The organism is Modestobacter marinus (assembly GCF_019799945.1).
Taxonomy (GTDB): domain Bacteria; phylum Actinomycetota; class Actinomycetes; order Mycobacteriales; family Geodermatophilaceae; genus Modestobacter; species Modestobacter marinus_B.
Map to the genome: position 1 here is coordinate 1 of NZ_JABGCH010000054.1, position 12,470 is coordinate 12,470.

Here is a 12,470-nt window from a genome sequence, read left to right on the forward strand (position 1 = left end):
CCGCAGGCGCGCCGCACCAAAGCAAGATCACGTCAGTGCAACAGCATCTCGGCTCGGTGCATCCGGGCTTAGGCCCTGTTTGATAAGTCGCGGAGATAGATGTTGATGTTGGTGATCTCGACGGTGGCGTCGTAGCGGACGGCGAGCTTGTCGTACCGGGTGGCGAAGGCGCGGTTTTGCTTGTGCCGGTTGATGCCGCACTCGACGGCGTGCCGCTGCCGGTAGCGGTCGGGGTCGAACGCCGGTGGTCGGCCGCCGGCCGAACCCCTTGCCCGTCGGTGGGCCAGCTGGTCGACCTTGTTCGGGATGGTTGCCGGGACCCCGCGTCGGCGCAGATAGGCGCGGTTGCCGCGACTGGAGTAGGCCCGATCGGCCAGCACCCGGTCCGGCCGGGTTCGAGGTCGTCCGGGGCCGGATCGACGCGGCACCCGGATCCGGCCGAGGACCACGGTGAACTGCGGGCTGTCGGCTGCCTGCCCGGGCGTGAGCACCGTGGCCAGCGGCTTGCGGCCGGCCTCGACGGCCAGATGCACCTTGGTCGTCAGACCGCCGCGGGAGCGGCCCAACGCGTGGTCGGCCGGCTCGCCGACCGGCGGCTGAACCTGCTGGTCGGGATGGCGTCGGGCGCCGGCGGCATGTTGATGGGCCCGGTTGACGGTGGAGTCCACCGACACCGTCCAGTCGATCAACCCGATCTCGTCGGCCAGCGCCTGCAGCGCGGTCGCGATAGCGGCCCAGCGGCCGGCCAGCTGCCAGGAGCGGAACAGCCCGTAGACGCACTGCCAGGTGCCGTAGCGCTCGGGCACGTCCCGCCACGGGCAGCCAGTGCGGGTGCGAAACCGGATGCCGTTGATCAACTGCCGCAACGACCAGCGGCGCGGGCGGCCCGTCCGCGGCCTCCCCGGGAGCAGCGCGGCGACGATCAGCCACTCCTCGTCGGTCAGGTCATGGCGGGCACCGGCCGGTAGGGTGCCGTCCACGAGGTCTCCGTGGTGAGGGTCTTCTTGGTCGTTGATCCCTCTACCGGAGACCTCGCCTACTTCCCGGTACCAACACGCCCCACCGGCGCTTCCGCCGACTTCTCAAACACTGCCTAGTGAGGCCTGGGAGTTGCACGATGCCAGGAGCCCATGCAAACGCACTACAAAATAGCAGGCGCATCGCAGGCGGCCCTGTGCGCGCTTAGCAAGGCCCGGTGCCGCAGTTTCGGAGTGCGGCCCAGGAAAAGTCATACGTCGTCGTCACTGCCTGTTCCGGCGAAGATGCAACAGCGGGCAGGGCCAGTCGCAGAAACGTTACATTAACTCCTGGGACTACTAGCCCTTGATCGGCGCCTCCATAATAGGTCGCTTCCGCTACCACTGTCGTGGGCGGCTCTTGGATGACCTTCACCGTGAGCCCGGACACCTCGTACGTGTCATCGGTATTGTTAAAGAGGGCGACAACAGCGACGACCTCTTGCTCGGAGGCGTCTGCGATGATCCCCAACGGGTAAAACTGATCGGGAATGAAGGGCAGCAATTTGTCTGCAAGATATTGGAATCGGTTGCGAGACGGTTGGGCGGCGTGGAAGTCCGGGTCTAGGGTGACGCCGATATCGTGAGGAACGCGACTGTCTCTGGATATGGTATTCCACTCCTCCGCCGAGATCGTGACTTCGCGACCTGCGACGGTGACATTCAGATGACCCTCCGTAAACACGATTCCCGGTGCATCGACTTCAGTAGGCTCTGATGCCCGATGTTCGACCGACGGAGCTGCTGGGCTCGAACTAGGAATGGTGCCAACGGTGGGGGACTCACCGCCTTGAGAGTTCCGCGACGGCGATTCCGGCGAAGATGACGTGGCGTCGGCCGAACAGCCGGCAACAAGCAACAAGACAACGCCGAGCGAGACGGCACCACGCCAACCCACCATCGCGTCTCCTATGATCATGGCCCTGGGCACCGCTGACCCTAGGGCCTTACTTAGGATGACACTTGGATGAGTCAGTCGCACCCCCTACCAAGCGCTGGGGCCGACGAACCGTCGGTCTTGGCGCCCTGTTCTCTACACTCTTCATCGGGGCGGCACTTTGCACCTGGCTGCTCATCACGACGGTGGATGAAGCCGATGAATCTAGCGTCGGTCCGGTCCCACAGGTACTGCTGCTCACCGATCAGGATCGAGTGAGCGCCAGTTACGTGATTCGCTTCGAGAAGGGCTCCTTTACGGGCCCCTTTGGGACCACCTTTACCGGACCGCCTAAAGACCTACCTGTTGGCGTGCGCGTTATGCAGGTCACATTTCGTACCGAGGTGCCGTCCTCCCAGATTCGTTGGGCCATTCTTCTGAACGATGACGCGAGTCTGACGGAAGCAACGGCCGCTAGAGGCCTCGGCGAGTTGGCCGTTAGTCTCCCTGGCACTGTACTTGCGTCCTCCTGCCCGCAAGCTCAAGCGTTCCAGACTCGGCAGGTCATTTCGGGAACTGTGACCGCTGATCAAGATGGGCGTGCTGAGTTTGACGTACATGGCGGGATTGCCGATGGGGTGAAATACCGGCCCTCCGGGGCGCGGACAGCGGTGAACGTCATACAAGTCTTGTCGCCTGCACCGCCCGCCAGTGCGTCCTCATCCGGCGGTTGTGACGTGAACCTTATCAACTGGGAACAGGTCGGCGGATTGCGCTGGAAGACGCCGACCGTTACGTCCGGGAATGTCACTGTTGGGGGGCTCGGCGTGGATAAGGTTGTCGAGTCCGCGAACCCTCCCTTGACTAATGCCGGGACCCTCAGCTGGGAGTTGCAAGGGCCAAACTCAGTCACCTACACATTGCTCGATAGCAGCGATCTTCGTAGGCGCGAGCTCTATCTTCTCCTGGCGGGTGCAACCGCCGGACTCGCGGCAGCCAGCTTGATTGAGCTGCTCAAGGTACTGATAGGAACGAATCAGCGATCAACGCAAGGCCAGCAAGGATCGATCGCCGTCAGGCAGGTACCTGTAGGGGAGATGCCGCGATTGCCCTCGGTGACTCCTGCAAGCGCACGTGTGGGTCGTGGCCCGAGGATTGGGACATCACATCGGAAGCTGCTCGCCGCGTTGACTGTCGGCGCAGCAATGGGAGCGTGGCTGGCGAGGGTTGCGCGGACGCTTCGTGGCCGCCCTCGGGACTAGAGAGGGCCCGTTGCAGATGCCAAGGCCGCAGCGTCGAACCTAGGAGGTCATCGACCTCCTTCGTCGTCTCCGGGACTCCGTCGACCGGTACCGAACCGACCCTTCCACCGTTCTAGCCATACTCGGCGCCTCTAGACCGACGTCAATCAGGTCCTCTCGACGGGTGCTGTCAGACGCCGGGAATAATGCGGAATCAATCGAGGTCCGACGTTTGATGGGCGACTCCGTTGTGCACAGTCCTTGACATCGATTCCATTTCTGGCGCATGAGTCGGCTCTAGGTAGAGCCGGCTGGCTTCGAGGCGCGTCGACGCGTTATGGAGACAGACGTCGAGCGTGGCTAGTGGACATCGTCGATGTGTCCCTAAAGCCGCCTGATCCGAAAATCCCATGGTGGTTCGGGGTTAGGCTGCCGGGTTGAGAGTGACGGTGTAGCCGAGGGCCTGCAGCTCACGGACGTGGTTGCGGATCTTGCGTTCGGAATTGGCGCGCGTGGCGTAGTAGTCCGGGCCGAGGTCGACGAACTGCGCCTGCTCGTCGGAGAGCAGCGCTCAGATGATGACGAGGATCGAGCGGCCGACCGCGACGATGGCCCGCTTCTTGCCGCGGCGGCGGGCGATGCGCCGATATCGCTCGCCGAGGAAGGTGTCGGTGCGGGCGGCGCTGACCGCGGCCTCGCCGACCACCCGGGCCAGGTAGCGGTTGCCCTTGCCGGTGCCGGCGTTGCCCTTCTTGTGTCCCGCGGACTCGCTCACCCCCGGAGCGAAGCGCGCCCAGGAGGTCAGGTGGGCAGGTGTGGAGAACCGGCTCATGTCGGTGCCGATCTCGGCCAGGATCATCTGCGCGGCGACCGGCCCAATGCCGGGAATCGCGTCCAGGCGACTGACCGCCGGCGCCAGCTCACCGATCCCGGTGTCGATGCGGTCCTGCACGGTGGCGATGTCGGCGGTGACCGCGTCCACCCGCGCCAGCATCTGCGTCAGCAGAAAGGCGTGGTGCTCGCTGAACCGGCCGGTCAGCGCCTCGGTCAGGCGGGCGGTCTTGGAGCGCATGCGACCGCGGGCCAGGTTCGCCAGCACCACCGGATCCCGCTCGCCGGCGATCAGCGCGGCCATGATCGCCCGACCGGAGGCGCCGAACGGGTCGCTGACCACCACTGAGAGCTTGATCAGCGCGTCCTCGAGCAGCTTGTCCACCCGCTGCTTCTCCGCGGTCCGCACGGCCAGCAGATCCACCCGGTAGCGGGTCAGATCACGCAGCTGCGGGATCGCCGGCGGTGGGACGAAGCTGGGCCGCAGCATCTGCCGTTCGGCGACCTTGCACAGCCACACCGCATCCAGCCGGTCGGTCTTGGGCCGGCCGGGCAGGTGCTTGACATCGTGGGCGTTGACCAGCCAGGTCTCGAACCGGTCCTCCAGCAGATAGAACGGCGCCCGCCAGTAGTCGCTGGTCGCCTCCATCACCACCCGGGTCACCCCGAGCTCGGCCAGCCAGTCACCCAGCCCCAGCAGCGCGGCGGTCATCGTGGAGACCGTGCGGACCTCCTGCATCCGCTGCCCGCCCGGGCCGGGCACCCGCGCGCAGCACACCACCTCGGCCTTGCCCGCATCCAGCGCCGCGACGCGCTCGATGACCTCGGGCTCGTCGGTCTCGACCTGCATCGCCCTCGCCTCCGCACACCTCAGACGGAACCTGGGCGGCCACCCGTAGGAGCTGCAGGGAACGGCGAATCTGATCCTCGTGCTCGCAGCACACGCAACGGCCCACAGCACAGCCCCCGGCGCCCGACTTCAGAACGGCCTCGACGACCAGGCGACTACGACGTCAACGGGCGGCCGCGCCCCATTTTCAGCCCGGAACGGCGCTCCCCAGCAGGGGCCATGGGGACTTCAGGGCGACTCGAAGACGACGCCGTAACGGAACTCGACGTCCGTCACCACACTCCTGGCCGCTTCCCACAACCCGCCTCGGTCCGGCTGCCGCAGGTCGGGGGAAGGTGCGGCCGAAGGCCGCTCCCGTAGGGACGCGGAGCGCCCTTCCGGCGACCAAGGCAGTCGGCATGCTGATCGGGGTGGGAGGCGGCCCCTGAGCGCGGATCTTGGTGCTCACCTAGTCCGCAGGACGTTCAACCGAACTGGGAGCTCCTCCACCTCTGCGCCAGGAACCAGGTCAGGCGCGGCAATCAGCGTCAGCCGCAAGCAGGCCCGTGCAGTCCCGAAGTATTCCTGGGCCCACCGCACCAGGGTGGGCCCACGCTGTCGACCCATGTGGCACAGGGGTCGACGGGATCGCCCGGCGGCCCGACGGGCGGTCCCAGGGTGATCGCCGGTTGGTAGCGATGTCCAGCGCCATGAACCGAGCGTGGCCAGGTCAGCGCCCACCCGACGGCGCCCGCCCGATGTTGCGAACAGGAGCCTCGTCCACAGGAACCGATTACGCGGGCGCGCTGTCCCGATGCTCGCGCCCGGACCGGCTGCCTGCAGCACTACAGGAGGACAACAGGAGGACCCCTGGTCACCGGACCTCCAGTGGTCCTCCAGTCCCTGTGGGCCTACGGGCCTGCCGACTGTAGTCGGCCTACCGGAGAGCGAGCTTCACAAGCGCGGGCGGCTCGACTCGGCCAGGGACGGCGCCGCGGAGTGGCACCCGGGCATCAGCCGGAGACGCACAGGAGGCGGTCCCGGGAGACCGCTCACCGGGACGGGGCCGGATCCAGCCGCAGTACCGGGGGCTGTCCACGGGTTGTCCTGGCGCCGCCACCTTGAGCCGGCAGATGCAGGGTCTCCGCCGCTGGTAGGTGATGGGCCAGCGGTGGCCGCTACAGGAGAACAACCGGTGACCGTTCGAGAAGGCTGGCTGTGAAGTGTCACCACCGGGCCCGAAATGGCGCCTTCTGTGGTGAAGGCACCGCCCACCACCGACGACTCCTGGGAGCCAGCCATGCCTGAGCCCACCGCCGACCACGAGCCCGAGTTGCTTACCATCACTGAGGCCGCGGACGTGCTCCGCGCCCCCGTCGCCACCCTCCGGTACTGGCGACACCTCGGCACGGGCCCGATCAGCTTCCGACTCGGTCGGCGCGTTCTCTACCGCCGCGCCGACCTGCGCACCTGGATCGACGCACAAGCAGACCAGTCCCTGCGCCGACAGCCCCCTCCTAGGGAGCGGCTGGACCGGCACGGGGCCGCTGCGGACTCCCTCGGTGCACGGTAAGGCCCTGCGGCCAGCCCGGTCTGTGGACAACGACGGCCATCTGTCAACGACGGCTGAAAACTGACCCCCTTGCGACGGGCGGGTTCCAGGGCGGATTCGCTTGGTCGTCGCAACGCTGACCGGTTCAGCCTGCCAGTTCGGCCTCCATGACGCGGGCTGGGCTGTGCCAGGCCAGCCGCTTCCGAGGGCGTCCGTTGAGGCGCTGCTCGACCGCCTGCAGATCGGTGAGCGTGTAGACGCGCAGGTCGCTGCCTTTGGGGAAGTACTGGCGGAGCAGGCCGTTGGTGTTCTCGTTCGTGCCGCGCAGCCAGGGAGTGGCCGGGGGTGCGAAGAAGATGCCGTCGGCGAAGTAGTCCTCGAGCAGATGATGGCAGGCCATCTCCGAACCCTGATCCCAGGTCAACGTTCGGCGAGCTTGGGCGGGCAGGTCGGTGAGGACGGGGAGCATCGCCAGTCGTAGCCGCTCGGCGCTGTGCCCGTCGGGCAGGTGCACCAGCCGCAGGTAGCCGGTGCGCCGATCGACCAGGGTGCCGATCGCCGAGCGACTGGACCGGCCGACGATCAGGTCGCCTTCCCAGTCCCCGATTCTGGTGCGCGCCTCGACCACGGCCGGGCGGGCGTCGATCAGCCGGCCCGGCGCGATGTACCGCGGCGAACGCGCTATCGGGGTGCGCCGGCGCTTGCGCAGCGGCCGTCCGGTGCGCAGCCTCTTGGTCAATGCCCTGCTCAGGCCGCCTTTCCCGCCGTGGTAGAGGGCCTGGTAGATCGTCTCGTGACACAGATGCCACGCCGGCCGGTTCGGATAGGTCTCGCGCAGGTGCGCCGCGATCTGCGCCGGGCTCCACTCCTCCCGAAGCTTGTCCTGCACGATCTGGCGCAGCTCCGGCTCGCGGGCCAGCAGCGGCCGGCGCGGCCGGCGCAGCCCCTCGCGGGCGCGGGCGTGGGCCAGGTCGCCGTCGTAGATGCCGCGGTCGTGCGGCCGTTGATGGCGGCGTAGCTCCCGGCTGATCGTCGAAGGTGACCGGCCCAGTCGACGGGCGATCTCCCGTACGCCGATTCCTCGCTCGCGCAGGGTGGCGATCCGTTGGCGTTCGAGCAGGGACAGGTACCGGCCGGAGCGGGCCGACTCGGCCAGCCGTGCCGGTGGCAGGCCACCGTTCTCCGCTCGCCAGCGGTATCCGGTCTTGCGGCCGATGCCCAGCAGCTTGCAGGCGGCGACGGTGCCCACCCCGGACTGCAGCAGCTTCCAGTACTCAGTCTCGAGATCAAGTTGTCGTTTGCGGCCTCGCCGTCCCATTTGCACACCCCTCGCTACCAGGAGTGTTGCGACAAGCCCTAGAACCCGCCCGCCGCCAGGGGGTCAGCTTTCAGGCGTCGACGACACCATCTACGGAAGCCAACAGGACGGGCTCCTGCAGGAGCGAAGCGGGTGCCGCCTCGAGACACCACCTGGAATGACCGGCGCCGGCGTCTGCCGGCTAGTTGCCGGGCGCACGTGGGCTGGTCGGGCTCCTTCGCCCTGACGGCACGGGGCTCCTACGCCAGAGGAGGCCGCCCGGAGTGGGTGGAGCACACCCGACCAGCACGGCCAGCCAAGCAGACGGCCCCGACGGCTACGAAATTCTCCACAGGCCGTGCCAGCCCGTCAGCGCTGCCGCGCTCCTACCGCGGTATCAGCAGCCGGCACAGCCGAGGGCTTGGACGCTCGGACATGCGCCGTCCCGGCAGGACCCGCGGGCTGGCCGCCCAACGGAACGGCCGCGCCAGCACCTGCTTGCAGTCCGCACCGAGTCCGCGGAAAGTCCGCAGGATGCCCGTATCCGACCATGGAGAGCCAATCCCCTCACTCACCCATAAACGCAGGTCGCGCCCTGAATGCGAAGCGATCCGGGCAGGCCAGCGGCTCACTCGTCAATCATGTCCGGGATGGCCACGTCAGCCGCCACCCGTCCGCCATCGCCGCGTCGACGAAGGCCCGCCGTTCCCTCTGCCCGAAGTGTGCGGCTTCCGCTCCACTACATCGGCCGACTCGCTGGCGCCGAGGATCGTCGCCGTCAGCCGGCTGCACCCGCGTCGGACCTCGAACACCGGCCCGGCTCGTTGACCAACGTCTCCGCCTCGGCCCCTGCGCGGTTCCGCTCAGCGCGGTCATCATGCGGACGTGGACATCGCCCGCCTGGCCATCAGGCTCGGAGACGACCGACTCGCCCTTGCCTATGCCCTTGCAGAGCGCGCCGCCTGGGTGCAAGCCCGGCTGGACCAGGCGGCGCGCCTCGGGGTGGATCAGCACGAGGAAACCTTGACGCAGTCAGTCCTGCTCGATCTCCGCCGTCGGGTACCCGAGCTCGGGGTCAAGGTCTTCACGCGCCAAGAGGAGAACCGAACATTCGGTGCCGACTGGCTCTGGTGGTGGCGAGGGCGAGACCGCTGGTTCGGCCATCTTGTGCAGGCCAAGCGCCTGGTGCCTTTCTCGAGAGACCGAGCTGGCTACAGCATCGGATACCGGCCAGCGGGGGTGGACCCAGATGGGAATCAACGGTCGATGCAGATAGAGACCTTGCTTGGCGCCTCGGAGGAACTACAGGTTCCCGCTATTTATGCTCTCTACAACCCGAGCACTCTCGGTCAGCGGCTGGCAAACGACTGCCCGTACGTCGATGGCGGAGGACCCGAGGAAGGGGTGACCATCCTGTCGGCCGAGGTCGCCCAATACTTGCTCCGGGTGAACATGGATCTGCGAAGTGGCGTTCCCCGACTTCCGACTGCGCTGCGGCAGGAAGATGTTGCCCCGGATGCCCGCCCGTGGTCCTGCCTGGCGAGCTGCGCGCGGGACACGTGCTCCACCTGGCCGCCGCTCAAGCAGGACTTTTGGAGGGATCTGGCGTTCCCGCGGCAGCCTGAGTCGGATGACGTCGCCTTTGGTGCGGCTGTGGCCGTCCTGTTGGCCCGGCGATCGGCTCGTGCGCGCCAATTTCTCAGCGGCCAGGCGGATCCTGATGCCGTTCCCGCTACCGTCGCCCGGGGAGTCCGTGAGGCGCCTCATCCCGCGGTTGCAGTCGCGCTCGAGCACGGCGGCCAATTGCCTGACGACTACGATCCGCTCAGCGATTTTCCCGAGAGCGTCCAGGGACTGGTTATTATCGAGCAGCGCCCGGGGTCGGATGCTTAAGCAGGCAGGGAAACCGCGCGCTTCTGGCCAGTGGCCAGTCCGCAGCCAGTCCGCGAAACGGTAAATCACGGTACTTGCCAGTCGGTGGTGACAAACGTCAAAAGTGCGGTTCAGAGGGCCTGTCCGTCTACGAGCGCACGTAGTCAAACATGGGGAAGTAGTTCTGGGGTCCCTACCCGAATCCGTGTTGTCCGGCAAGGGCCACGGTCGGAGGCCTGCGCCCGGACGTATGGGCGAGGAGGTTGTCGAATATTGCCCGTGGAAGCCACTCCACCCGGCCACCAGTGAGTTTGGCGGAGGGCCTCGGGAACGCTGCGCGTTCCCCCGAACCGGTTGTTCACTGGCGTGCACCGGGCCCTGGATACGCTTCCGCGAGCGTCCTCGTCGTGGCGGCAGCAGGCCTAGACCGGCCTTCTAGAGTCTCATCCTGAGCCAGTCGAGCCCAACTCGTCGAGCGCGGATTGGACCATCTCTGAAGGCAATACCCAGCCCTTGGTATCACTCTCACGCCGGAAGATCATTCCAATCACGCTGCCAAAGTGTCCTATCACTGGAGCTCCGCCGAAACCCGCCTTGAAATCGGTGCCCTCTAGCGCCAACTGGCCGTCATACTTGCGTCCTGTCACGCGAGCCTCGCTGACATTCGTGCCGCCAGTCGGCGTAGACGCGTTTGACCGGTCATATCGACGCAAGTTTGGAAGCAAGAGGCTCACTTCGTCGCCAGATCTGACATCCTCCGTCCCTCCAAGATTGAGCGCATCACGCTTTGCGTCAACTTTGACGAGACCCACAGGGTAATCTTCACCGCCGGAACTGATAACGCTGCCGGTCAATATCGTGCCGTCGTCTAAGCCGATCTCGATTGGGTCGGCAGTTGACGGCGGCGAGCCTGCGGTTATTCGTCGCAGATTGTAGAAGCAAGTTGCAACGATGTCGTCGCGAACAACGAATCCAGCTCCCTGTAAGTCCCGATCAACAAAGATGCGAACGACGCTTCTGCCAAACTGTTCGTATATCTGCTTTAGCGACGTATTGATCTGTTGCTTGACTGACCAGTCATGACTCGTGGCTGACAACCTCTGCAGGGCCCCGATTCCGCCCTCACTTTGATAGATAAGTGAGATTTGACGTGCAAGATCAGGGTCGCCGATTTGAGAGATCAGCACGAGCGCCGCTTCGACTTGCCGATTGTCGGTCGAGCTGAGAGATGGAATGATGTCAATAATCGCTTTGGTTCGGGCGAGTTGGACACTGCTTTCCGCTATCTGGGAGCTCCTCTCCGCCGCCTTGGAACTTCGCTCAGCTGCTTCGGCATTCTTTTGGGCGGCCGCCGCACTTTTGGTGGCCGCTGCCGCGCTTTCTGTCGATGCGTTAGCACTGGTCGTCGCGGCTTCGGCGTTCTTGGTGGCAGCGTCTGAGGCCTTGGTTGCTGCCTCGGCGCTGATGTTCGCTGCTTTAGCGCTGTCAGTAGCCGCATCAGCGCTTCTTCTGGCTACCCCTACCGAATTCTTGCCTATCAGCCAGGTGATCAGGCCAGTCAGCGCGACTCCGGAGACAGCGATGATGGCTGCGATGATGATCGCCGGGCTTGTGTCCACCGCCGAACCTCTCGGTGCCGGCGTCGTCTCCGTCGTGGTCACGGTCGCAGTGGAGGTCACGGTGACGGTCGGCGGTGCCACGGGCAACCCACTGAAGGTTGTCGTGGCACCTGGCGTGGGTGTCGGAGCACTCATCGCGTCAAACCATCTGGTGACACGTTGCCGCCGACGACACAGGCTCCGCCCCAGGCGCATTTGGGGCTGTCCCCCTGCGAATGACCAGCGACGCCCCCGGCGGCTGGCACGCGCCGTACGTCCTCGGCCGTCCGGCGCAGTTTAGAGTCGGACGATCCGCCTGACGTGCTTGCCGGAGAAGCTACGCCTGTCGCCATACCAGAGAGCCGGATAACGGGAGCCAGCTTCCGGATGCGCGTGGGCACCGGTGACATGTCTTGCAACGGTCGCCTCCAGGTGTGCTGCAATTCCGGAAAGTCCAGGCACCGATTGCTCGACAGCGTGCAAGCCACGTCCGTGGATCAACGCCACTAGCCGACCGGTATCCGCCTCGATTGCGGATGGAGCGGGCCTGCGGCCGCCTCCCTCGGAGTGCGTATCCGGCCAGTTCCACGTGCAGTCGCCGACCGGCCACACCCCTGGTAAGTCCGCCATGATCGGCCGGTCTCGCCGGAATGCGCGCCGCTCCCAGCCGGTCTGCTTCTGGTTGACGATCAGTCCGGGTCGTCCGGCTGCCTCAAGGGCATCCAGGGCGGCCGCAATCCGGCGCCGCGGGGCATCCTCGCGCTCCCGCTGGCTCACCATGGCGGCCTGCCGGCTGCCGTCGTCTTTGGGCAGGCTTTTAATCGCGCAGGTTCTGCAGAGGCTGCGATGGAATCTCGGCTCATCGCGACGATCCGTGTCGCCGGTCATTATCTCCTGATAGGTCCAGTTCACCGATAGCACTTCGCCCTGGTGAGTCGGACAGAACGCTAACCCGCAGGTGGTACAGCGACCAACGGCGGCGACTCCGCATTGCTCACCATGAACCTCAAGGGCGCAGTCGGCTGGCATGGCGGGAGTCTGGCACGGGGAGAATCACTCGCGCCGTCATTCGTTCCGCAGCCTTCGGGCCTTCGAGGACGGGCAGCGGGGTCGGCTAGTGCTCCGTAACTGACGTGGTTGGTGTCTTGCGGTGTCGCGGGTCGGTGGCCTTGGCGATGACGGTGTCGGGGTCCTTGGTCCAGGTGAACGGCCGGCAGCGGTCGTTCCAGGCGGCGATGAAGCGTTCGATGGCGGCGATGAGGTCGGCCACGGTCGGGAAGTTGCCACGGCGCAGCGCCTGGCGGGTGATGATCGAGAAGAAGGCCTCAACGAGGTTCAGCCACGATCCCGAGGTCGG

8 protein-coding genes and 1 pseudogene are annotated in these 12,470 nt (G+C 66.1%); 2 read left to right on the forward strand and 7 right to left on the reverse strand.

The annotated features are described in order from the left end of the window. Positions 1 to 68: 68 nt before the first annotated feature. From HK417_RS23540 to HK417_RS23550, 3 genes are all read right to left on the reverse strand, one after another. A complete protein-coding gene (locus HK417_RS23540) occupies positions 69 to 980 on the reverse strand; it encodes an IS5 family transposase (protein ID WP_222272871.1) in 912 nt (303 codons plus the stop codon). 202 nt (positions 981 to 1,182) lie between these two features. Continuing rightward, positions 1,183 to 1,917 carry a hypothetical protein gene (locus tag HK417_RS23545; protein ID WP_222272874.1) on the reverse strand — a complete coding sequence of 245 codons (735 nt, stop codon included), beginning with the start codon at positions 1,915 to 1,917 and terminating at the stop codon, positions 1,183 to 1,185. A 1,788-nt stretch (positions 1,918 to 3,705) separates the two neighbouring features. After that, positions 3,706 to 4,815: an IS110 family transposase gene (locus HK417_RS23550; protein WP_261327668.1), complete on the reverse strand. Its 1,110-nt coding sequence runs from the start codon at positions 4,813 to 4,815 to the stop codon at positions 3,706 to 3,708. A gap of 1,279 nt (positions 4,816 to 6,094) precedes the next feature. On the opposite strand from HK417_RS23550, the gene HK417_RS23555 reads away from it, so the two are divergent. Further along, positions 6,095 to 6,367 (forward strand): helix-turn-helix transcriptional regulator, encoded by a 273-nt coding sequence (locus HK417_RS23555; RefSeq protein ID WP_261327669.1) that lies wholly within the window; start codon positions 6,095 to 6,097, stop codon positions 6,365 to 6,367. Positions 6,368 to 6,491: 124 nt separating this feature from the next. Here HK417_RS23555 and HK417_RS23560 read toward each other — a convergent pair whose 3' ends face one another. Further along, positions 6,492 to 7,664 carry an IS30 family transposase gene (locus HK417_RS23560; RefSeq protein ID WP_222272877.1) on the reverse strand — a complete coding sequence of 391 codons (1,173 nt, stop codon included), beginning with the start codon at positions 7,662 to 7,664 and terminating at the stop codon, positions 6,492 to 6,494. Between the two features lie 864 nt (positions 7,665 to 8,528). Between HK417_RS23560 and HK417_RS23565 the strand changes: the two genes are divergently transcribed. Then, entirely contained in the window at positions 8,529 to 9,536 is a 1,008-nt protein-coding gene (locus HK417_RS23565) for a hypothetical protein (protein ID WP_222272880.1), read from the forward strand. A gap of 422 nt (positions 9,537 to 9,958) precedes the next feature. Here the strand turns inward: HK417_RS23565 and HK417_RS23570 are convergent, their stop codons facing one another. The 3 genes and pseudogenes from HK417_RS23570 to HK417_RS23580 form a co-directional block, all read right to left on the reverse strand. Next, positions 9,959 to 11,176, reverse strand: coding sequence for a serine protease (locus tag HK417_RS23570; protein ID WP_222272883.1), 1,218 nt, complete (start codon positions 11,174 to 11,176; stop codon positions 9,959 to 9,961). A gap of 234 nt (positions 11,177 to 11,410) precedes the next feature. Continuing rightward, the gene (locus HK417_RS23575) at positions 11,411 to 12,034 is read right to left on the reverse strand and encodes a hypothetical protein (RefSeq protein WP_222272886.1); all 624 of its coding nucleotides are present in this window, start codon (positions 12,032 to 12,034) and stop codon (positions 11,411 to 11,413) included. A gap of 193 nt (positions 12,035 to 12,227) precedes the next feature. After that, positions 12,228 to 12,470, reverse strand: a pseudogene (locus HK417_RS23580) (IS630 family transposase); the annotation flags it as partial.

Excerpts from the sequence above, each read along its gene's own strand:
- HK417_RS23545 (WP_222272874.1), bottom strand. The coding sequence starts at position 1,917 with ATGGTGGGTTGGCGTGGTGCCGTCTCGCTCGGCGTTGTCTTGTTGCTT.
- HK417_RS23550 (WP_261327668.1), bottom strand. The coding sequence starts at position 4,815 with ATGCAGGTCGAGACCGACGAGCCCGAGGTCATCGAGCGCGTCGCGGCG.
- HK417_RS23555 (WP_261327669.1), top strand. The coding sequence starts at position 6,095 with ATGCCTGAGCCCACCGCCGACCACGAGCCCGAGTTGCTTACCATCACT.
- HK417_RS23560 (WP_222272877.1), bottom strand. The coding sequence starts at position 7,664 with ATGGGACGGCGAGGCCGCAAACGACAACTTGATCTCGAGACTGAGTAC.